We start from the raw sequence: 22,585 nt of genomic DNA, 5'->3' as shown, positions 1-22,585 counted from the left end.
TAGATGCGAGAATGAGAGGGGAATGCTAAGATCTGAATTACTTTACCGGGCGCTAGCGGGCAGGCTGGGCTAGGGTCACAAACACGAGTTCGATGCCTTATGGGCTGGCCTATAGGTCAGGAAACTTACTGATGACCGCCGCAAAACTTGACCCGATCGACCTGAAAATCCTCGACGCCATCCAGCGCGATGGCCGTATCACCAAGCTGGCGCTGGCCGACAAGGTCGGCCTGTCGCCGACGCCGTGCTGGATGCGGCTGCGCAAGCTGGAAAAGGCCGGCATCGTCTCGGGCTATCACGCCCGCATCGCCATGCGTGTCGTGGCGCCGGTCGCCACCGTGCTGATGGAAGTGACGCTGGCCAGCCATCGACAAGCCGACTTCGATCGCTTCGAGCGCGTGATCCGCGACGTCCCCGAGATCGTCGCATGTTGGTCGGTGGGCGGCGGCGTTGACTATGTGCTGAAGGTTATGGCGCGCGATGTCGACGCCTACCAGAGGCTGGTCGATGCCTTGCTCGAGCGGGAGATCGGCATCGACCGCTACTTCACTTACATAGTCACCAAGACGGTGAAGGATGAGACCGTCTTGCCGTTGGCCGACCTGCTGCCACCACATTCGTAGCGGAACCAGAGTGATATTCTCTTGCCGGCGCGCGCAATAAGGAGAATCTCTCTTCACGTAGGCATCCAAACAGCCTCTCTGTCTGCCGATGGCGAATAGTCTCCCTGTATCAGTCCGATCCGGGAGGCCTCCACCATGTCCGCGCACGTTGCCCGCACGATCCGCCATGACGCACTCGACCGCCTCGTCGATCGTCGGCTGCTGCGCGAGCTCGCCTATGTCGATGGACAGTGGACGGCGAGCGAGGTTGCTGAAAGCTTCGAAGTCACCGATCCAGCCAGCGGCGCCACCGTCGCCTTCGTTGCCGCACTCGATGCCGGACAGACAACGAAGGCGATCAACGCCGCTTCGCGCGCCTTTCCAGCCTGGAGGGCATTGCTGCCGCAAGAGCGGTCGAGAACCCTGCGAAAATGGTTCGAGCTGGTCGTCGCCTCCAGGGACGATCTGGCGCTGCTGATGACGCTGGAACAGGGCAAGCCACTTAAGGAGTCGCTGGGAGAGATCGACTACGCCGCATCCTTCGTAGAGTGGTACGCCGAAGAAGCCAAACGCCTCAATGCCGAAAGCGTCACCAGCCACCTGCCCGGGGCCGAGATGATGGCGCGGCGCGAACCGCTCGGCGTCGTCGGCATCGTCACGCCATGGAACTTTCCGTCGGCGATGTTGACCCGCAAGGCGGCGGCAGCACTCGCCGCCGGCTGCACCATTGTCGCGCATCCGTCCTCGGAAACGCCGCTGTCCGCGCTGGCGCTTGCCGAGCTTGGCGAGCGCGCCGGGCTGCCCGCCGGCGTCTTCAACGTCGTTACCGGAAAGGCTTCCATCATTGTCGGTCGGATGTGCGAGGACCCGCGCGTTCGCGCCATGAGCTTCACCGGCTCGACAGAAATCGGCAGGCTGATCGCCGCACAGAGCGCGCCGACGATGAAGCGGCTGGTGATGGAGCTCGGCGGCCACGCGCCGCTGATCGTGTTTGCCGACGCGGATCTCGAGAAAGCGGTTAGCATCGCCATCGATGCCAAGTTCGCCACATCGGGTCAGGACTGCCTCGCCGCCAACCGCATCTATGTGCAGCGCTCGCTTTACGACCGTTTCTGCGCCGCCTTTGCGCGGCGCATCGAGACGCTGCGAACCGGCAATGGGCTTGCCGATGAGACCGAAATCGGACCGCTGATGCATGAGCGCGCCATCAAGAAGGTCGAGGAGCAGGTCGCCGATGCGCTCGCCCGCGGCGCGCGCTGCCTTGCCGGCGGCAAGCTTCACGCGGCGGGATCGCTGTTCTACCAGCCGACGCTGCTGGTAGATGTCGCCGACGAAGCGCTGATCATGCGCGAAGAGACCTTTGGCCCCGTCGCGGCCGTCACGCCGTTCGACAGCGAGGCCGAGGTGATTGCCCGCGCCAACGCCACCGAATATGGCCTGGTCGCCTATGTCGTGACCGAGAACGGCGCCCGCCAGCAGCGCATGGGCCGCGCACTCGACTACGGCATGGTTGCCATCAACCGCGTCAAGATCACGGGCGCGCCAATCCCGTTCGGGGGCGTCAAGCAATCCGGCATCGGCCGCGAAGGATCGCGCCACGGGCTCGAAGCCTTCACCGATCTCAAATACCTCTGCCTGGACGTGGCGTAGGCTGCGACCGCTTTGTCTTTCAAGGAGTCAAAAAGAATGCTCGACCAGTCCAACGAACTCGCCGCCTGGGATCGCGATCACTTCTTCCATCCCTCGACGCATATGGGCACGCACGCGCGCGGCGAAAGCCCGACCCGCATCATGGCCGGCGGCGAAGGCGTCACCGTCTGGGACAACAATGGCAGGAAGAGCATCGATGCCTTTGCCGGCCTCTATTGCGTCAATGTCGGTTATGGCCGCCAGAAGATCGCCGATGCCATCGCCGAGCAGGCAAAAAACCTCGCCTACTATCATGCCTATGTCGGACACGGCACCGAGGCGTCAATCCGGCTTGCCAAGATGATCATCGACCGCGCGCCGCAGGGCATGAGCCGGGTCTATTTCGGGCTGTCGGGCTCCGATGCCAACGAGACCAACATCAAGCTGATCTGGTACTACAACAATGTGCTGGGACGACCCGAGAAGAAGAAGATCATCTCGCGCTGGCGCGGCTATCACGGCTCGGGCGTGATGACCGGTTCGCTGACCGGGCTCGACTTGTTCCACAACGCCTTCGACCTGCCGCGCGCGCCGATCCTGCACACCGAGGCGCCGTATTATTTCCGCCGCGCCGACCGCTCGATGAGCGAGGAGCAGTTCTCGCAACATTGCGCCGACAAGCTCGAGCAGATGATCCTCGCCGAAGGCCCTGACACCGTCGCCGCCTTCATCGGCGAGCCGATCCTCGGTACTGGTGGCATCGTGCCGCCGCCGGCCGCCTACTGGGAAAAGATCCAGGCCGTGCTGAAAAAATATGACGTGCTGCTGGTCGCCGACGAAGTGGTGACCGGCTTTGGCCGGCTCGGCACCATGTTCGGCTCCGACCACTATGGCATCAAGCCGGACCTGATCACCATCGCCAAGGGCCTGACCTCGGCCTATGCGCCACTGTCGGGCGTGATTGTCGCGGACAAGATGTGGCAGGTGCTGGTGCAGGGTTCCGACAAGCTCGGTTCGCTCGGCCACGGCTGGACCTATTCGGCGCATCCGATCTGCGTTGCCGCGGGTGTCGCCAATCTCGAACTGATCGACGAGATGGACCTGGTGCGGAACGCCGGCGAGACCGGCGCCTATTTCCGCGCCGAGCTCGCCAAGGCCGTCGGCGGCCACAAACACGTTGGCGAGGTGCGCGGTGACGGCATGCTGGCCGCGGTCGAGTTCGTGAAGGACCGCGACGACCGCGTCTTCTTCGATCCGTCGCTGAAGGTCGGGCCGCAGATTGCTACGGCGCTTGCGGCGAGCGGCGTCATCGGCCGCGCCATGCCGCAGGGCGACATTCTCGGCTTCGCGCCGCCGCTCTGCCTGACGCGTGAGGAGGCCGACACAATCGTCGCCAGGACCGCCGACGCCGTGAACAGCGTGTTTGCAAGTATCTGACATCCAGCCATGAAATAGTCGAGAAAGTGCTCCGCGTTGGGGCGCATGTAATATTGGAGGTCTCGCAGATTGCAGGCGCCATCCGACATGAAGGTCACCTCCTGGTTCATCACGATGCCCTGATTGACCAACAGCTCGTGTAAACGGCCTTTTGCTTTTCGTCGTGCCCGGCTACGAAGCCAAAGCGCCGTGCCGGCCCATCCTCGGGCACGGATTTGCCGACGATCACCTCGATTGGTCGGTCTGTTGGTCCAACTGCGCACGTAGCCGCCACCGATGCCGATCCTCACGGGCGGTCCGGGCATCGGCATCTTGTTCCATTTGGCCTGGGACGGTTTGCGACGTCGCCTGCTTGGGGCCGAGTTCGGCTTCGAGACGCAAACGTAGAGCCGACGAGGCCCCCAGCTTTTTATGCTACCGGGCTGCTTCGGACAGAACACGCCTGACGCCAGATCAACAACCTTGCATTAAGCAGCATTGGGAATAGAAATTTCCGCCTCCATGAAGGTCACAGCATTCCCACACAGGAAAACACGATCTTTAGTCAATTCGCAGACGAGCCAACCCCCACGGGCCGACGCCTGATAAGCTAAGAGCTAGTCGCAACCCAACCGCTTCGCCCAATAGGGAACAAGTGTGGCATGGATCGACCCCGTAACCGGGTCTTCGGGTATACCTGCACCTGGCGCGAAGTAGCGGGACACGAAGTGTGCCTTCGCGCTCTCGGCCTCCTGCCCCGTCAGAACGAGGCCTACAGGGGCCGAAGACAGCCGCCACACAGTGCTCGACAAGAAATTGAGAGTCCTGACGGGGCACGACGCCGTCGCAAACCACGATTATGTTGCCGATCCCTTTTGCTTCAGCGCCTCGACGAGCTGCGGTAGCAACGTCTTGGTGGCCGGCCGCCAGGGAAGACAAGAAGAGCAGCCATAACTCCCGACCTTGCCGCTCGACCATTGCTGCGCGGCAATCCATTGAACTGGGTCATCACCATATTCCATCATTGGCGGCAAGCTTGTAATCGCCCTCGGAGCGGAAGCGCACGCCGGCGGATGTGAGGAGGGCAAAACGGGCAGCAAACAAAACGCTCGAAGAGACGGCAGCCTCGGACGATGAGGTTTTCATCCTATAATTCCGCATATGCTGAAGGACGTGAACCCGATGGTGTGGCGTAGGGTTTAGGTTGCCTCGACGATGACGTTGAGCCAGTTTCATGGCGGAGCTTAGGATATCCACCTTACCAGGTCGTCGTTCACACGGTGCGGTACGGCTCGTGGGATACGGGATCCCGTTCCCCGACCGTGATGCTTGACGTCATTTCAAATTGCGCCGCAGTGTGGGGCATGCATTTCATCGATCGATGCCTTTTGCACGAACTCTGGCTCACGATGGTAGTAGTGATTTAAATGCTCCACCGATAGCTCGTTAGCTTAGTGAGGAAACCGTAGGTGGCGGCGTAACAAGTCAAAATGAGGCGCGCGAACCAACTGCGCTATAACTCCAAAGGGGAATCGTCATGACACTTTCTCGCCGCACTCTCTTCAAGGCGGGTATTGCTGCGGGAGCGGCCATATCCGTCTCATCCATCCTCCGGGCGCAGACACAGCCAGCCCCCGACCGTACGGTCCGCATGGTGAAGTCTACCGACTTGCGCGTGTTCGATCCCATCTGGACGGCGACAAACATCACTGCCGACCACGGCGCGGCGATTTACGACACGCTGTTTTCAGTCGACTCGAAGTTCATGCCTCAACCACAAATGGTGGGTAGGTGGGGGCTCTCCGACGACAAGAAGACTTACACTTTCGAGCTGCGGGACGGCCTAGGTTGGCATGACGGCACCTCCGTTACCGCCGCGGATTGCGTCGCTTCGATCCATCGCTGGGGCCAAGTGGCACCCGGCGGGCAGCTCCTCTTGGAACGGGCTAGCGACATCTCGAAAAAGGACGATAAGACTTTCACAATTTCGCTCAGGGAGCCGCTTGGGCTTCTGATCGATCTCTTGGCAGATCTAACTCCCCCATGCTTGTTCATCATGCGCGAGAAGGATGCCAGCCATCCCGCTAGCGAACAAGTGACGACAAAGATTGGATCGGGGCCTTTCAAATTCAATGAAGCTCTCGCAAAGCCCGGCGCAAGCATCACCTACGATCGTAATGAAAAATACATCCCTCGTAAGGAGCCGTCGGACGGGATGGCTGGCGGGAAGGTCGTCAAGGTCGACCGAGTCGTCTGGGATGTTATCGCCGACCAGCAGACGGCTATGGCGGCCTTACAAGCCGGTGAGATTGACTATTTCGAGTTGCCTCCTGCCGATTTCTACTCGTCGATCGAGAGCGATCCCAATCTTGCTCTTCAAGTTCTGGATAAGGCGGGCCAGGACGCGCTCGTGCGCATGAATTTCCTGCAGCCGCCATTCGACAACGTAAAAGCGCGCCAAGCGGTGCTTCACCTGATCGATCAGGAGGCGTTCATGCGCGCCATGTACCCTGACCCAAAATACATCGACTCTGTCACTTCGATATTCGGTAAAGATACCTTATTGTCTAACGGCGAGAATACCGGATGGTACAAGAAGGGCGGCGATCCAGAAAAAGCAAAAGAGCTTTTTAAGCAAGCTGGATATGCCGGGCAGAAGGTGGTCATTCTCGATCCGACGGACTGGCACGAGGGAGACAATGCCTCTCAGCTTCTGGCGGCGGCGCTGCAGAAAGTAGGAGTAAACGCCGAGTTGGCACCCATGGACTGGGGTGGTGTCACGACACGACGCGCGAACAAGGGGCCCGTTGAGAACGGTGGCTGGAGCATGTTCATCACATCTGAAATGGATTTCTCCCTTGGCAACCCTCTGACGGACCCACTCCTGACCGCCAATGGCGATAAGGCTTGGTACGGCTGGCCGAATAACGACGAATACGAGGCTCTTAGGCGTAAGTTGGCGGATGTCCAAACACTCGAAGAGCGCAAGGAGCTTGCCCGAAAAATGCAAGCAATCTGGTGGGACTTCGTCGGCGATGTGAGGTTGGGAAAATACATTTCCCCGATCGCGCGCCGCAAGACCCTCACGGGCCTCATCGGTGTGCCTGCGATCGTGCCGATGTGGAACATGCAGAAGACTTCTGCCTGATGGCTGCCTACATCCTTCGCAGGATGGTTTCGGCCATCGCCGTCATGGCGATGGTCGGGATGTTCGTGTTCCTGCTCCTCAGGCTGGCGCCAGGCGACCCGGCTGCTATCATCGCCGGCAAGTCAGCCACGGCGGAGATGATTGCTGGCATCCGAGAAAAGCTGGGCCTCAACGATCCCATGCCGATCCAGTTCATCCGTTGGGTGCGCGACATGCTCGGCGGAGATTTCGGAACTTCCATCTTTGCCGGACGACCGGTGCTCGAACTCATCGGGCAGCGGCTTGAACCGACTCTTTCTCTTTCGATGCTGACGATGATCGTTTCGGTAACAGTCGGCGTTTCCTTCGGCATCGTTGCCGCATGGCGGGCCGGCGGGCTCGTCGACCGCATGCTTTCTGCCTTCGCGGCACTGGGTTTTTCTGTCCCGGTATTCGTCATCGGCTTTTTTGCCATATACTGGTTCGCAATCAACTTGCATTGGCTACCGGTCCAGGGCTACCAGCCGATTGGTCAAGGCATCGGCCCGTGGTTTGACCACCTGATCCTGCCAACCCTGGCTCTGAGTCTCGGCTATATTGCCTTCATCGCCCGGATCACGCGCGCCAGCATGTTGGAGGTTCTGTCGGAAGACTATATGCGAACGGCCGCTGCAAAGGGCGCATCGTCCTACGCTATGCTTTTCCACCATGCATTGAAGAATGCCGGTGTACCGATCCTGACCGTCGTAGGCTTATGTTTCGCCTATCTGATCTCCGGCGTCGTCATTACCGAAACCGTGTTCAACGTCCCTGGTATCGGCCGCCTGACTGTCGATGCGATCAACAACCGCGACTATCCCATCATCCAGGGCGTGCTGATCCTTGCTTCTGGCATGTATGTCCTTGTCAATCTCGCCGTCGATCTTGGGTACACCCTGATCGACCCTCGAATCCGGTATTGATATGACGCTCCTCTCCGCACCCGTTGAAACCGTGCCGATAGGCCGGCAGCGCCTATCCGACCTTCCCCGTCTGGCAAAGCGGCATCCTCTCGTCTTCATAGGCGGGGGCCTCCTGACCTTGTTAATCGTGCTGGCGCTTGCAGCACCACTTTACGCCGGCGATCCACTGAATATGGATCCCTTCAAACGCCTTCAACCGCCATCCCCCGAGATGTGGTTCGGGAGCGACAATCTGGGCCGGGACGTGTTTGCGCGAACTATGTTCGGTACCCGGATCTCCCTCATGGTGGGATTGATATCGGCGGCGTACGCGGCCGTGGGTGGGCTTTTGATCGGCATCCTTGCCGGATACAGCCGCGCCTTCGACAGTGTCGCGATGCGGGTGATGGATGGCCTGATGTCGATCCCGACGATTTTGCTGGCCATTGCGCTGATTTCGCTGACCGGCCCGGGCATCGGCATCCTCATCGTCGCAATCGCCATCCCCGAACTACCGGGTGTCGCGCGGCTGGTCCGTTCAGTCGTTCTAGGTGTGCGTGAACGTCCCTATGTCGAGGCCGCGGTTTGTGGCGGCGCGCGCCTGCCGAAGGTATTGTGGCGGCATATCCTGCCGAGCACCATCCCGCCGCTGATGGTCCAGGGCGCCAATGTGTGTGCCAGTGCGATACTGACCGAGGCCGCCCTGAGTTTCCTCGGCGTGGGCGTACCGCCCGAGATCCCCAGTTGGGGAAACATGATCGCCAGTTCACGACTGTATCTCGCCATCGCGCCATTGACTATCTTTGCCCCAGGCATCTGCCTTGCTGTCACGGTTCTTGCCGTCAACCTGCTCGGCGATGGCTTGCGCGACCTATTCGACCCCCGCGCGAAGCGGAGACGCTGACATGCTGATGCATACGACAATAGCCAATGACGTGCTTCTCGATGTCCAAAATCTTGAGACCCACTTCTACGGCGACGAAAGCATCACCCGCGCGCTGGGCGGCATTAGCTTCCAGGTTAAGAGAGGCGAAACGCTCGGCGTCGTCGGCGAATCCGGATGCGGCAAGAGCGTCACCGCGCTGTCGATCCTTCGCCTGCTGCCGAAGCTCACCGCCAAGACCGTCGGCGGCGAGATCCGCTTTCACGGACGCGACCTCCTGAAACTCTCCGAGCGTGAGATGCGAGGCATCCGCGGCAACCGGATCGCCATGATCTTCCAGGAGCCGATGACAAGCCTGAACCCGGTTTACACGGTCGGTCACCAGATCGCTGAAGCGGTGCAGATCCACACCAAGGCCACCAAATCAGAAGCCATGGCCAAGGCACAAGAGTTGCTGCGTCTCGTGCGCATCTCAGACCCCGAGCGTCGGGTGAATAACTATCCCCACGAAATGTCGGGCGGCATGCGACAGCGTGCCATGATCGCCATGGCGCTTGCCTGCTCGCCGGAACTCTTGATCGCCGACGAGCCTACGACTGCGCTCGACGTCACTATCCAGGCACAAATCCTGCGGCTGGTGGTTGAACTGAAAGAGCGTACAGGAACGGCGGTCATGTTCATCACGCACGATCTGGGCGTCGTCGCCGAGACATGCCAACGCGTGATTGTCATGTATGCCGGCCGCATCGTGGAGCAGGCGAGCGTAGTTGATCTGTTCGCGCGGCCCTCGCACCCCTACACGCAGGGCCTGATGCGCTCGGTGCCTGATCGGCGGCGCGGCCGACAGCGCCGCCTGCCGGAAATCCCCGGTATCGTGCCCAGTCTGCGCGAGCCGATCGTGGGATGTAGCTTCGCGCCTCGCTGTCCATTCGCGATCGACATTTGCCGCGAGAAAACGCCCATCTTGCGAGATGTCGTGCCCGGGCATGGGGCGGCTTGCTGGCGCGCTGAAGAGGTGATGGGCGCATGAGCGGTCCTCTGCTGAAAGTCGAGAACCTGACCAAGCATTATCCGCTCGGTACTGGGTTCCTGAACAAGACCATCCCGGTGGTGCGGGCGGTGGAGGATGTATCCTTCTCGGTCGAGGCTGGCGAGACGCTCTGCATCGTCGGCGAATCCGGCTGCGGCAAGTCCACGGTCGCGCGGCTCCTGATGCGGCTCGTCGAACCGACTGCCGGGCGCGTGCTGATCGACGGCACCGATATCGCCGGCCTCAAGAAGAATGCTCTTCGCGCCTGGCGCCGGCGGATGCAGATGGTCTTCCAGGATCCTTACTCGTCGCTCAATCCACGCCTGACCGTTGAAAAGATCATTACTGAGCCCGTCGAGAATTTTGAACGCCTCAGCCGGAAACAGCGCAAAGCACTTGCCGCGGAGCTTCTGCGAAAGGTCGGCATGTCGCCCGAGATGATGAACAGGCTCCCGTCGGAGTTGTCGGGCGGCCAGCGGCAGCGGCTCGGCATTGCGCGGGCCCTGGCTCTTCAGCCCTCGCTCATCATCGCCGACGAGGCGGTCTCAGCCCTCGATGTTTCCGTGCAGGCACAGATCCTGAACCTGCTTCTGGATCTCCAGCAGCAGATGGGCATTGCCTTTGTCTTCATCTCGCATGATCTTGGCGTCGTCGAGCATATCGGCCATCGCGTCGCGGTCATGTATTTGGGGCGGATCGTCGAGCTCGCTCCCTGCGAGGCCCTTTTCGCCAAACCTGTCCACCCTTACACGGAGGCGCTGATTGCGGCAGCCCCGATACCTGATCCGACGCGGGTTCGGCTGGAGGCGCCCGTCGAGGGCGAGGTACCAAGCCCTATCAATCCGCCGAGCGGGTGCGCGTTCCATCCACGCTGCCCGATCGCGGTCGAGCGTTGCCGCATCGACGTACCGCCTCTGGTGCCGATGGCGGACGGGCGCGTCGTCGCCTGTCATGTGCGCGCTCCGGTTACCGATCTCTTGGAGCAATCGAATGTAATTGCCGGGGATCAACTCGCTCTGGTTTCAGAATCGCACAGCTCGATCTCTGGATAAGAAGACTTTTGGCAAGGCGATTCTCGCCACTCATACAAGTGGAAGACCATATGCAGAAAGATTTAGGCGAAAACGACGTTCATCCAACTGACAGCGATGATCGTTTTGACGAGGTTGGTTCTATTGCAACAAATGTTGCTGATGGTTTCACAATGGCTGCGGTCGGCGATCTTCTTTACGGACGGCCTGTAACAAAAGGCTATTACCCTGGGCTGGATGAGGTCCTCAAGATTTTTCATGGCAACGACGTGGTCTTTGGAAATTTGGAGACTAATATCTTGGATGTTCAGTCCAAGGGGTGCCCTCAAGCTGAATATGGCGGAGCCTACCTGATCAGTGTTCCAGAAGTTGCACCCGATCTGAGCACAATGGGTTTCAATATCGTGAGCCGCGCGAATAACCATACACTTGACTGGGGCGTTGAAGGTTTGCGCGAGACGAGTCGCGCCCTAAATGACCACGGGATCGTCCATGCAGGCGCCGGGGAGAATCTAGCGCAGGCCGGTGCAGCCCGCTTCCTGGAAACCCCACGTGGTAGAGTGGCGTTGGTTTCCTTTGCGGCTACGTTCGAGCCCATGGCTCGTGCGGGCGATCCTGCGGGCGAGGCCCCCGGCAGACCAGGCCTTAATCCCCTTCGTTTGGCGAAAAGCATCGTCGTCTCGTCAGAGATGCTCGAGAACCTAAGGCGTGTGCGAGAGTCCCTTCCCTGGTATGCTCCCCCTCCCAAAAAGGCCTCCTGTGTGGCCATTCAATGGCCATTTGGAGAGGTAGTATTCAAAGCAGGGGAAAAGCCGGGCTACAGCTTTGAACCGAATGCGCAGGACGTTGACAATATTCTTCGCAACGTGCGCCAGGGTAAGCAATTCGGCGACTTCTGCATAGCTACGAACCACGGGCATGAGCCGGGCGAGTTCAGCCGAGAACCGGCTGACTACGAACAAGCATTTGCGCGCAAACTGATCGACGCCGGAGCGGATGTATATATTAATCATGGGCCTCATCACGTCAGGGGTATCGAAATCTACAAGGGCAGACCAATTTTTTATGCATTGGGCAATTTCTTCAATCAGGACTTAAGATCGCCAGTGGGTGCGGACATGTTCGACGCACACGGTAAGGATCCTCGGGTTGCTACCGATGCAGAGGTAAGCGCTCACGAAATGGCGGTAGGATATCCGTCGGCAGAAGGCTTTATACCGCTTCGCGAGGCAGAGTTTTATGAGAGCGTCATCAGCGTGAGCCGTTTCGAGGACAACCAAATCGCTGAGATACGGCTCTACCCGATTGAGCTCCGTCGCTTGGAGAGGTTCGCCAACCGCGGAGTTCCGCGTATAGCTCCAGCGACGCAAGGGCACTCAATTCTAAAGAGAATTCAGGAACTCTCTAAGTCGCTCGGCACGGCAATTGAGATCGATAAAGGCGTCGGAGTGATCCGTTTGCAGCCGAACTTGGACCAACGACGCGGTTCGGGTGCATTCATTAGAGCTTGAAGCATCAGCGTACAAATCGCCGATCGTCTCGCACGTAATGAGATGTACGGCCTCCGCGACCAAGCCGTCATTCGGTTTGGGGAGAACGACGAGATATTATGACCGCTGTTATGGTCGGGCAAGTGGAGCGTGGGTCGCCGCTCAACGCCATATCCACGTCGCAATCGTCGCGCTGGGAGACAAGACCGCGCGCATCACTTTGGCGGTGATGACGACAGGGCGATGTCACGTTGTCTAGATTAGAACGCGATAAGGCCTGCGGCGCCGATTCACCTGGTCCCAAATCACGGTTTTCCACGCCGTCAGGGCCTGGAGGCGGTGGTGGTGAATTTCGAACGCGGAGCGGTGTGAGCGGGCTGGGACGAAGAGATTTCTGAGTGCTAATAAGATCGAGACGGAGCGTTGCAGCGTCGCTTCCGCACCGCTGAGGATCGCAAGCAGTGGCTCGACCATCGCCATTACCTAGGCGTCGGCGCCGGCCAGCTCGCGCACGCGGCCGGCAAAGGCGGTGCGCGACGGCGTGCCGAGCTTGACGCCGGCCTCGAGCAGGATGGTCCGCTATCGGTCCCGGCGTCCGCCAGAGACGGAGTTGCGCACAAGGTTGCGCGACCTCGCCAACGAGCGCAGACGTTTCGTAAGCGCTCATTTCCCCGCACGTTGACGGCCCTTGCAACAACTGATCGCTTTCAGACGGACGCGTCGGGTCAGGCTGCGGCGGCTTTGGCGAAGTTGAAGGGCAGCAGATCGTCGATATCAGCGTCCTCGTTGCGTTGAGGCAATTCGGTGAGGACGTGGCGCAGCCACGCTAACGGCTCGACGCCACAGGCGCGGCAGGTCAACATCAGGCTGTAGATGACGGCGCTGGCCCTGGCTCCGTCGACGGTATCGCTGAACAGCCAACTCTTCCGGCCAGTGGCAAAGATCCTGATGTCACGCTCGAGAAGATTGTTGTCGATCGGCATGCTGCCGTCCCCGGTGTAGCGCGTCAGATAATCCCATTGGTTCAAGGTGTAGGACACGGCGTCGCCGAGCTTGCTGTCCGGCAAGACTTTCGGGGCGATGTCGTCGAGCCATAGCTTGAGAGCATGGAGGACGGGGACACTATGTTGCTGGCGGAAGCGGCGAATGCAGTGATCTCGCGTTTCGCCGTCATCGGGGATTTCGTTCCGCGCCTGCCTTTCAACCCGATAGAGCTGTTCGAAGAACCGGACCGCCTGTTCCGGCGGCCCGCCACCCTTCTTTCTCGCCTTGAGGGCCTCGACAAAGCGCCGCCTGGAATGGGCCATGCATCCAAGATGCGTTGCGCCCTCCAGCGTGCGCCAGGCGGTGTAGCCGTCGCTCATCACTATGCCGCGGTAATCGCCGAGGAAGGCCTGCGGGTGTATCTGGCCGCGGCCCGGCTGATAATCGAGCAGGACGATCGGCTCGTCACTGTCCTCGCCGCTCCGGTAAGCCCACATATATGACGTGCTGGCGGCCTCTCTGTCCATTTCCTTCAGCACCTGGACCGTGGTCTCGTCACCATGGATGAGGGGCTGCGATCTGAGCCGCAGCTTCAGCGCGTCATAGATGCGGGAGAGATGCTTTTCGCTCGAGCCGATCACCCAGTGGCCCAGAGCGCCTCGGCTGACAGGAACACCGGCGCGCTCGAAGGCCTGCGCCAGGCGGTAGAGCGGCGTGCCGTCGACGTATTTGTGAACGAGCGCAAAGGCCAGCGTCGAGGCCGTAGCGATGCTGCCCGGCAAAGGTTGCGTGGGCATCGGCGCGATCACGACCGGCGTGTTGATCCCGGTGCGGTCGCAATGACGGCAAGCATATTTGAACCGCACATTCTGCAGGACCTTCGCCTTCACCTCGATATGAAGCTGTTCGGTAACGCTCTCGCCCATGCGATGCATCTGGTGACGGCAGCAAGGACAAGCCTTCTGGGCGTCGGGAAGGTCATACTCGACACGCTCGCGCGGCAGGTTTTCCGGCAAGGCCTTGCGGCCGCGCTTCTTTCCCGTCGCCCCTTCGCTCGCCGGCAAGCCCGTGTCCGGCAGGACAACGACATCGCCATCTTCGCTGTCGGCGTCTTCCTCATCCGCGGCCTGTTCGGCTTCATTGAAGAGGCGGTCAATGTGCTTTTCGCTCTTCGGCGCAAAACGATGCAGCCGCGCAAGCGCCAACTCTTCCTCGAGTTTGACGACCCGGTCGGCGAGTTGACGGTTCTGCGCCTGCAGCGCAGCAATGCGCGCCATCAGCTCTTCAACAGTCGGTTCGCCGGGTCGATTCATCAGATTCTTGAATCGAAAGCATGCCGCCGCGTCAACCGCACAATTCGGGAGCCGTCAGCCTGCGACCTGATATTGCCGCACCGGATGGCGGACCATTGCGTCAATATCGATGCCGTCGAGAATCCAGTGCAATTGCTCGGTCGTAAGCTGGACGACCGCAGCCTCCCGGCGCGGCCACCTGAACCTGTCCTCGGTCAGCCGCTTCAGGACCAGCACAAAGCCCGACCGATCGAAGAACAGGAGCTTCATCCGGTCGCGGCGGCGATTGCAGAACGCAAAAATCGCCGGAGCAAACGGGTCGAGCGCCATCGTCTCCTGAACCAAAACCGCAAGGCTGTTGATCCCGGCCCGAAAGTCGATCGGCTCGCGGTGCAGGTAGACTTTCAAATTAGCGCCCAGTGTGAACATGACACAGCGCTCCGATTACGGCTGCCAACGCATCCACATCACCGCATTCCAGCGTCAGCTTCACGCCGTTCGGCAGCGACGCGCTCATCTTGGCTGGAGAGGGAAAAGATGCAGCCCTTTTGGGTTCCGACCCACGCACTTCATCACAGGTCGCCGGCAAATCCACCGCAGCCATACTACTCTGTCGCGACAGGGCCCGATCGGCAGCACTTTCAATCTGAACCGGGATGAACGCCGGTGGTGAGGACGGCGGGAGGGACTGGGTCTCCGCGCGCTTCTTTATCCACTTCCGAAGAAGGTTCGCATTGACCCCATGTTCGAGCGCAAGCCTCGATACCGACACGCCAGGCTCAAGGCAGGCCGCGACAAGACGGTCCTTCGATGCGGGGTCGTATCGGCGTCGCCCGTTCCGACCGACAAGCCTCACCCGCAGTTTCTGCTCATCTTCTTCCATCACTTGGTGTCCACCTATTTTGGTGGACACCTCATGCATCAGAGCGCTCAACAGCAAAAGGTGCGGGGAAATTCGCGCTTACGACGTTTCGGCTATCGACGATTGTTCATCCTGCTCCGGCGCGGGTCGAGGCATCGGGGATCAACCGCATCTACCGGCTCTACCGCGAGGAGGGCCTGACGTCGTCATGCTAAGGAGTTCGCCCGCCTGACCAAGCAGGTTCTCGACATCGTCCGGGAGGAGGAAGTCTGCCGGCGGCTGACAAGTGCGCCGGGCGTCGGGCCGATCACCGCGCTCGCCTTCCGCGCCACCATCGACCGGCCGGAGCGGTTCGGCTCCTCGCAGGCGGTGGGAGCGCATCTGGGGCTACGGGCGGAGAATTCGTATGTGCCGCTGCAAAAACGGGAGCGTATTATGCAGGGCTTCCGATCGCCAGGGGCGACGCCGCGCGGTTGGCACGCGGGCGCCGATCCTGGTCGAGGCGAAGCCGAACGCGCGCTGGTCGCTCGACTTCGTGCATGAGCAGTTCGCCTGCAGACGACGCTTCCGCGTGCTCAACATCGTCGACGACGTGACCCGCGAATGCCTTGCCGCGATCCCGGACGCCTCGATCTCCGGTCGCCGCGTTGCTCGCGAACTGACGGACCTGATCGTCCAGCGGGGCAAGCCGGACATGATCGTCTCCGATCACGGCACGGAGTTCACCTCGAACGCGATCCTCGCCTGGTCGAACGATCACCGCGTCGAATGGCACTACATCGCGCCGGGCAAGCCGATGCAAAATGGATCCTTCAACGGCCGGATGCGCGATGAGTTCTTGAACGAGAGCCTGTTCTTCAGCCTCGACCACGCCCGAAGCGCCATCGCCGAATGGAGGCAGGACTTCAACAAGGCGAGGCCGCTGACGCAGTTGCGCTACCAGTCCGGTGAGAGCCGCTTCGGCGACGAACTCGCCCGCACCGCCCTCTACGAGGCGGCGCATTCCCAGCTCGTGCGCTCGAAGAAATGGTCGAGCTTGCGCGCCTGGGGCATGAACATCGCCAGACGCCTCGGCATGGCGGTGGCCCGCAAGCTGGCGGTTATCCTGCATCGCATGTGGGCCGACGCGACCGAGTTCCGCTTTGGAAAGGAGCCTGCCCCGCTGGAGGCGTAAGCCGCGACGAACACCGAAGGAGCAAAAGCAAAGCTTTCGCCCGAACGGGCGATGCCCGGATCGTTCCGTGTGACGATGGGCGAGGCGATCTCGTTAAGAGCCCCGGAACCTGCAGGCCAAAACTCGGCAAGGTCGTGAAACAGATTGAGACGCCTCGCTGTCCTGACCCCGTCATGCGGCGGCCCAAGCGCCGACCGCGAAGAGAAGCGAGTGACCCGCGGAACGGTCCGAGAAAAAGTACAGGAGCACTTTGACCTCAACGACCGCCATGACAGAAGGCTCTTAGAGGCGGTAAATCACATAGCCAACTACGCGGCGGGATCAGCCATACGACACCGGGGTCGACCAGCCTGGATCGGCGTGCTTCTTCCAATAGAGATCCATCAACTGGCGGGTGACGGCGCCGACCGTACCATCGCCGACTGCAGAGTCGTCGATTTTCGTCACCGGCATGACACCTCCGGCGGTAGAGGTGATGAACACTTCGTCCGCAGCCTTGATCTCGCCACGTGCGACGTCGCCGACGGTAGCGGTCAGGGCGAGCTCGCCGCAGAGATCGAGCACCGTCTGGCGCGTGATGCCCGGGAGGACCCCGTAGCCCGGTGTCCGGAGACGGCCGTCCTTGACGGTGAAGACATTGAAACCGGGGCCCTCGGCGATGTTGTCGTTGTCATCGACGACCAGAGCCGTCTCTGCTCCAGAGTCATACGCATCGAAAAGACCTTTCACGAGGTCGAGCCAGTGGTAATTCTTGATAGTAGGGTCAATTGATTTCGGAGGGATGCGCACCGTGTCGCTAATGGCGATGTGCAGGCCGCGCTCGAGCTGTTCCTTGTTAGCGACGGACCCGAACGGCACCGCGAACGCGATGAAACGGTTCTCCGCCTCGCGCGGATCGCGGCTGAAGGTCGGCGAGGCGCCACGAGTGCAGATCATCTCAACATAGGCGGACTTGTGACCGGAAAGAGCAACGCAGTTGGCAAGGATGCCCTCGATCTCCGCCCGGCTGTAAGGAAGCTTCATGCGTAGACGTTCCATCCCTCGGAAGAACCGATCGAGGTGTAGGTTAAGTCTGAAGAATCGGCCATCCCAAACGTGGACCGTGTCATAGGTTGCGTCGGAGTGCAGAAACCCCCAATCTAGTACGGAAACTTTGGCTTCCGACACGGGCAAGTATTGTCCGTCCATGAAAGCCACACCCGAGGGATAGAATCGATGATCTCGGTGGTGCTGCTCGACGATTGGTGGAGCCGACACGGACTCGCTAGCGGCAAACGTCATTCTTTTTCGCTCCATGTCCGCGACGACCAGGCGATCCGCCGCCCAGTTATCTTTGGAGCCAGCAGCTGCAACCGCCCGCGGGCTTCGCAGTTCGCTGGCTCGAGTGTTGATGGGGCCCTTGACCATGCTTTAGGTCGTCGCGCGCAGCGACGTGCACGGTCGGCGCCCCTTTGATCCTGACAGCCTGATTAGTTGGCCGCATAGATTCAATCGCAGATTGCTCGCGTGGGGTGCGATCAAAGTTGCCATGTGCGCGCAACGCGCGCTTCAAAAACCTACAGGAAGTGATGGAAACGGATCAGCCCAAACACTAGCTAGAGCAAAATCCTAGGCTCGAATTTCACACGGTCCAAAGCGATCATGCTTTTGAATTTGCGGACGTTTTGGTTCGTGTAGAGCTTTGTCTTAACAAAAACGTCGAAAGCCTCCACATCCTCAACTGCTACAATGAGCACGAAGTCCGCATCGCCCGTTACCATATAGCACTGCGTCACCTCCCGTGCCGCGCGCATGGCTCGCTTGAAGTCATCGACTAGATCCAGTCGCTCGCGATCCAGCTCTACTGTGACGACGACAGTGAGCGATTTGCCGAGCGCTTTCGGGTCCACAAGCGAAATATCGGCGACAATGATGCCGTCAGCGCGCAGCCTGTTAACGCGGCGCATGCACGAGGCCGCCGACGAACCGACAAGGTCCGCGATCTCGGCAAACGACAGACGGTTGTTCTTCTGGAGCGCTGCGAGGATCCGCCGATCGAGATCGTCCATCATGTTCCCCTTGGCTCAGCAATGCGATCGCATAGCCTCTCGGACTGTTTATTGCAATATCCAAATGAATGGCGACTCCATTTCATTCTTGGTCCTGCGGTGAGCCTTTCGTTTCATAGGTCGGGCTGGTTTGCCTACAATCTTGTCCGTACTGCTGTTGAGCTTTGCACCAGAGTGCCTTGGCTTGCTTGGCGGGTCCGCACATCTTCGGGCCGTTAGCAAGAGGTGATCAATACCAGCGTGATTGAAGGTGCCATGGACCAAGTGAATGACTGCTTTACGTCTGTAAGACATAGCCTCGCGGTGGCTTCTCTGTTCGAGCTCTCGAGTTGATACTCGCGGTGCACAAAATGTCCTTCCTCCTCACCAAGAAACTCGCCTTGTATCAGCCATATGCGCGCTTGCTCTGCAGACACCGGTATCGCCTGGATCCCTGTGCCAGGGCGGACATGCACGTGCGCTGTCAATGCAACGGACGCTACCACTGAGCGTCCGCTCTACCGCGGGTCACAAAGCCGGCGGCGTTTCAAACCGAAGCGCTTTCTGGCACATTTGTTTCAGGGCTACTTGTGGATTGGTGCCTAGCCCGCGCTCCGATGCACCATCCTTCGCAGGCACGATGGAGGATTCGATTTGCATTCGGCTTGGAGGCTGATCGGCTCCAGACGGTTGGCAGGGCAGGCGGACCAAAGGGTAGCTGTATGAGAAGATATGGAACTCGCGTCCGTTGCGATGCACTCGAGCGCTTAGGAGCGGTCTCGGCGCTGTGAATACCCAAACCCCTCAACACGAGCCAGCGCGTTATGGTAACGACCTAAACATCGGGAGGTAGTGCAATGTCGACGCCGATCCGTGTAACGGACCCCAAGCACCTCGAAGCGCTTAAGTGGAGATGCATAGGACCAGCCAGAGGCGGCCGTGTTGTGGCGGTGGCGGGAGACCCCAACGAGCCGATGGTCTTCTATTTCGGTGCTTGTGCCGGGGGTGTGTGGAAGACAATAGACGGCGGCGTCTATTGGCGCTGCATATCCGACGGTTACTTTTCCAGCGCAAGTGTCGGTGCGCTGGCGGTCGCCCGCTCGGACTCGAACGTCATCTATGTGGGCATGGGCGAGACGACGATCCGCAACGATGTCTCCTACGGCGACGGCGTTTACAGGTCGACCGACGCCGGTCGCAGCTGGATTCATCTCGGTTTGAAAGACACCCGACACATCGGCAAGATTTGCATTCATCCGCATGATCCCGACATCGTCTTTGTTGCTGCACTCGGCGATGCGTTTGGACCCAACGAGGAACGCGGCGTATTTCGCTCCAAGGACGGAGGCAAGACTTGGCAGAAGGTCCTTGATCGCGGCCCCGACGCCGGCGCAGTCGACATCTCGATGGATGCTAACAACCCGCGCATCCTTCTTGCCACTATCTGGCAGACACGGCGGAACTTCTGGAACCTGAGCAGCGGCGGGCCGGGAAGCGGACTGTTCAGGTCTCTGGACGGGGGTGATAGCTGGGAGGAGTTGTCCGGGCGGAACGGCTTACCCGACGGCCCACTCGGGAAACTTGGTGTTTCCGTCTCCGAAGCCCAATCCGGGCGAGCCTACGCGCTTATTGAGGCTGAGGGCGACAGAATCGGGCTGTATCGCACTGATGATCATGGTGACCATTGGATACAGGTCTCGCAGAACCGTGATCTGATGCATCGTCCTTTTTACTACACACATGTCTTCGCCGATCCCCGCCACGCCGACACAGTTTACGTCAACAATTTGCAGATGTGGAAGTCGAGTGATGGCGGGGTAAATTTTGCCGAAGTGACGACACCGCACCCTGACAATCACGACCTTTGGATCGACCCAGCAAACCCCAAGCGGATGATTCAAGGCAATGATGGCGGCGCCTGTGTGACGTTCAATGGCGGCACAACGTGGTCATCGATCTACAACCAGATGACGGCGCAGTTCTATCGCATCGACGTCGATAACCAGTATCCATACCGCGTCTACGCCACGCAGCAGGACAATACCGCGATCTCGGTTCCGAGCGCTTCGGAGTGGGGTGTCATTCCACTGGGCGACTGCACCTATCCCGGCACCGGCGAGAGTGGATTCATTGTCGTCGATCCCAAGGATCCCAATATCGTCTATTGCGGCGCGATCGGCTCAAGCCCAGGCAGCACCTCGGCTCTGCAACGTTATGACCATCGCACTCGCCAGATCCGCGTGGTCAACGTCTGGCCGGAATACACGGTCAGTGAAGCGCCAAAGAACATGCGCTACCGTTTCGGTTGGACTTTCCCGATTGCTTTCTCTCCGCATGATGCAAAGACGCTCTATGCCGGGGGCAATCACGTCTTCCGCAGCCGCGACGAAGGCTCGAGCTGGACAGCCATGTCGCCGGATCTAAGCCTCAACGATCCCGTTCGGCAGGACTATTCGGGCGGCATCTTGACCCGCGACAACTCGGGTGCCGAGGTTCATGCGACGTGCGCTTCGCTCATGGAGTCTCCGCACCGCAAAGGCGAGATCTGGGCGTCTACTGATGACGGCCTTGTCCACGTGACAAGGAACGAGGGAACACAGTGGAGCAACGTCACTCCCAAGCAGATGCCCGAACTAGCCTATGTGGGATGCCTGGAAATTTCCCCGCACGACGCAGAGACCGTTTATGTCGCGGCCACGCGATACAAACTTTCAGACTACCGGCCCTGTCTCTTTCGCACCAAGGACGGAGGCAAGAGCTGGCAATCGATCAACGGCAACTTCCCGCAAGCCGAAATAACTCGTGTGTTACGCGCTGATCCAATTCGTTCTGGACTGCTTTTCGTCGGCACTGAAACCGGAGTTTTCTTCAGTCTCGATGACGGTACGCATTGGTCCCGTATGGCTGGGGGTTTGCCCATCGTTCCTGTCTACGATCTGAAGATCAAAGGAAGCGACCTCGTCGTCGGTACCCATGGCCGGTCTTTCTGGATCCTCGATGACATTACCCCACTGCGCGAACTAGATGCCGATCAAAAAGACGTAAAGCTGATGAACCCACGTTCTGCAATCCGGACCAAGCTGGCATGGGCCGCTGGGCAAAGTTTCTCCAAAGTCGGCATCTCCAAACCCGGTATCGGCTACATGGGCTGGGGCATAGGCGCCGCCAAAGAAGTCGTGGAGTTCGACGACGGGCGAAGCGATCGTCGCTATCTCGACTGCGGTGAGAATCCGCCGGACGGAGCGATCATCAATTATTGGTTGGCCAGCGATGCGGAACACCCGATTAAACTGACCTTCCAGGACGCTCGCGGCGACGTCATCACCAGCTTTTCAAGCGATGACAAAGACATTCCTCTTCACTCGAAGCTCGGCACGAAAGCTGGCCTCAACCGCTTCGTTTGGGATCTCAGATATCCGGGAGCGGCCCAGCTAGACCGATCGCTGGAGACCCCGAAGTACAAGGCTCTCGCGGCGGAGAGGGAGGATCCGAGCGGCCCTGCTGTCATTCCAGGCAGCTATAGAGTTCGGCTCGAAACAGGTGATAAGGATCAAATCGTCAGCTTCTCCGTCGTCAAGGATCCAAGGGTAGTTACGACTGAGAAGGAATTCGCCGAGCAGTTCGCGCTCCTACAAGAGTTGTTCAGCAGGCTTTCTGCGCTCAATCAGACGGTCAATCATATTCGCCTGATGAAGCGACAGATGGCGGATATGCAGAAGTGGCTTGGAGAAAAGCGCACTCCGCTTGGGGATCGTGCTCAAGCCTTGGCTGGACAGCTTGAGGCAATCGAGGGAGCGCTGATCGACATCAAGCAGGAGACGCCGCTAGACCAAGAGCGGAACCCGCCTGGCTTGAAGGATAAGCTGGTTGACCTCATCAGCGTGGTGGCCGTTGCCGACGAGGCGCCGACGCAGCCCGCCCGACAAGTCGCCGATGAGATCGTGTCGAAGGTCGATGCCGAAATCAAAAAGTTTGACGCGGGGAAGGAAGAGGCTGCCGCGCTCAACCTCGCTCTCAGGAGCGCCGGCGTCGAGCCAATAGGGATCGGAAGGAACTAGCGCGTGAAGGCATACCGATAGCTTATTCATCTCAGGAAG

General features: G+C 59.8%; 15 protein-coding genes and 4 pseudogenes. 13 read left to right on the top strand and 6 right to left on the bottom strand.

The features are described 5' to 3' along the window. Positions 1 to 131: 131 nt before the first annotated feature. The 3 genes from HGP13_RS36960 to HGP13_RS36950 all read left to right on the top strand — a co-directional run bounded on the left by HGP13_RS36960 (position 132) and on the right by HGP13_RS36950 (position 3,668). A complete protein-coding gene (locus HGP13_RS36960) occupies positions 132 to 623 on the top strand; it encodes an Lrp/AsnC family transcriptional regulator (protein WP_172235149.1) in 492 nt (163 codons plus the stop codon). 135 nt (positions 624 to 758) lie between these two features. After that, complete coding sequence (locus tag HGP13_RS36955; protein WP_172235148.1) at positions 759 to 2,252, top strand: NAD-dependent succinate-semialdehyde dehydrogenase; 1,494 nt, start codon at positions 759 to 761, stop codon at positions 2,250 to 2,252. A 36-nt stretch (positions 2,253 to 2,288) separates the two neighbouring features. Beyond that, complete coding sequence (locus HGP13_RS36950) at positions 2,289 to 3,668, top strand: aspartate aminotransferase family protein (protein WP_109670703.1); 1,380 nt, start codon at positions 2,289 to 2,291, stop codon at positions 3,666 to 3,668. Positions 3,669 to 4,135: 467 nt separating this feature from the next. Here the strand turns inward: HGP13_RS36950 and HGP13_RS36945 are convergent. Beyond that, a pseudogene (locus HGP13_RS36945) lies at positions 4,136 to 4,423 on the bottom strand (PhzF family phenazine biosynthesis protein); the annotation flags it as partial. Between the two features lie 761 nt (positions 4,424 to 5,184). Between HGP13_RS36945 and HGP13_RS36940 the strand changes: the two are divergent. From HGP13_RS36940 to HGP13_RS36915, 6 genes are read left to right on the top strand one after another with little or no spacing between them, the layout of a single operon-like run. After that, positions 5,185 to 6,795, top strand: coding sequence for an ABC transporter substrate-binding protein (locus tag HGP13_RS36940; protein ID WP_109670701.1), 1,611 nt, complete (start codon positions 5,185 to 5,187; stop codon positions 6,793 to 6,795). Next, positions 6,795 to 7,736 carry an ABC transporter permease gene (locus HGP13_RS36935; RefSeq protein WP_109670699.1) on the top strand — a complete coding sequence of 314 codons (942 nt, stop codon included), beginning with the start codon at positions 6,795 to 6,797 and terminating at the stop codon, positions 7,734 to 7,736. Before HGP13_RS36940 ends, HGP13_RS36935 begins: the two co-directional genes overlap by 1 nt. Position 7,737: 1 nt before the next feature. Further along, a complete protein-coding gene (locus tag HGP13_RS36930; RefSeq protein WP_109670697.1) occupies positions 7,738 to 8,619 on the top strand; it encodes an ABC transporter permease in 882 nt (293 codons plus the stop codon). Between the two features lies 1 nt (position 8,620). Then, positions 8,621 to 9,628: an ABC transporter ATP-binding protein gene (locus tag HGP13_RS36925; RefSeq protein ID WP_109670695.1), complete on the top strand. Its 1,008-nt coding sequence runs from the start codon at positions 8,621 to 8,623 to the stop codon at positions 9,626 to 9,628. After that, positions 9,625 to 10,680, top strand: a complete 1,056-nt coding sequence (locus HGP13_RS36920; protein ID WP_109670693.1) for a dipeptide ABC transporter ATP-binding protein — start codon at positions 9,625 to 9,627, stop codon at positions 10,678 to 10,680. The genes HGP13_RS36925 and HGP13_RS36920 overlap by 4 nt, the downstream gene beginning before the upstream one ends. 50 nt (positions 10,681 to 10,730) lie before the next feature. Beyond that, positions 10,731 to 12,170 (top strand): CapA family protein, encoded by a 1,440-nt coding sequence (locus tag HGP13_RS36915; RefSeq protein ID WP_172235147.1) that lies wholly within the window; start codon positions 10,731 to 10,733, stop codon positions 12,168 to 12,170. A gap of 704 nt (positions 12,171 to 12,874) precedes the next feature. On the opposite strand, the gene HGP13_RS36910 is transcribed toward HGP13_RS36915, so the two are convergent. From HGP13_RS36910 to HGP13_RS36900, 3 genes are read right to left on the bottom strand one after another with little or no spacing between them, the layout of a single operon-like run. Then, positions 12,875 to 14,446, bottom strand: coding sequence for an IS66 family transposase (locus tag HGP13_RS36910; protein ID WP_172235146.1), 1,572 nt, complete (start codon positions 14,444 to 14,446; stop codon positions 12,875 to 12,877). A gap of 54 nt (positions 14,447 to 14,500) precedes the next feature. Next, on the bottom strand, positions 14,501 to 14,854 hold the full coding sequence (gene tnpB / locus HGP13_RS36905; protein ID WP_120019434.1) for an IS66 family insertion sequence element accessory protein TnpB: 354 nt from the start codon (positions 14,852 to 14,854) through the stop codon (positions 14,501 to 14,503). Continuing rightward, entirely contained in the window at positions 14,835 to 15,308 is a 474-nt protein-coding gene (locus tag HGP13_RS36900; RefSeq protein WP_167481077.1) for a transposase, read from the bottom strand. Before HGP13_RS36900 ends, tnpB begins: the two co-directional genes overlap by 20 nt. A 201-nt stretch (positions 15,309 to 15,509) precedes the next feature. On the opposite strand from HGP13_RS36900, the pseudogene HGP13_RS36895 reads away from it, so the two are divergent. The 3 pseudogenes from HGP13_RS36895 to HGP13_RS36885 form a co-directional block, all read left to right on the top strand. Further along, positions 15,510 to 15,677: pseudogene (locus HGP13_RS36895) on the top strand (transposase); the annotation flags it as partial. Between the two features lie 61 nt (positions 15,678 to 15,738). Continuing rightward, positions 15,739 to 16,233: pseudogene (locus HGP13_RS36890) on the top strand (integrase core domain-containing protein); the annotation flags it as partial. Between the two features lie 6 nt (positions 16,234 to 16,239). After that, positions 16,240 to 16,461, top strand: a pseudogene (locus HGP13_RS36885) (IS110 family transposase); the annotation flags it as partial. Positions 16,462 to 16,782: 321 nt separating this feature from the next. Here the strand turns inward: HGP13_RS36885 and HGP13_RS36880 are convergent. Both HGP13_RS36880 and HGP13_RS36875 read right to left on the bottom strand, forming a co-directional pair. Then, a complete protein-coding gene (locus HGP13_RS36880) occupies positions 16,783 to 17,742 on the bottom strand; it encodes an aminotransferase class IV (protein WP_172235243.1) in 960 nt (319 codons plus the stop codon). Positions 17,743 to 18,056: 314 nt separating this feature from the next. After that, positions 18,057 to 18,512 (bottom strand): Lrp/AsnC family transcriptional regulator, encoded by a 456-nt coding sequence (locus HGP13_RS36875; protein ID WP_172235145.1) that lies wholly within the window; start codon positions 18,510 to 18,512, stop codon positions 18,057 to 18,059. Between the two features lie 833 nt (positions 18,513 to 19,345). On the opposite strand from HGP13_RS36875, the gene HGP13_RS36870 reads away from it, so the two are divergent. Next, positions 19,346 to 22,546, top strand: a complete 3,201-nt coding sequence (locus tag HGP13_RS36870) for a sialidase family protein (protein WP_172235144.1) — start codon at positions 19,346 to 19,348, stop codon at positions 22,544 to 22,546. The last annotated feature ends 39 nt before the right edge of the window (positions 22,547 to 22,585 follow it).

It is taken from the genome of Mesorhizobium sp. NZP2077, assembly GCF_013170805.1.
Taxonomy (GTDB): Bacteria; Pseudomonadota; Alphaproteobacteria; order Rhizobiales; family Rhizobiaceae; genus Mesorhizobium.
This window is presented reverse-complemented; position numbering and strand designations above follow the sequence as displayed.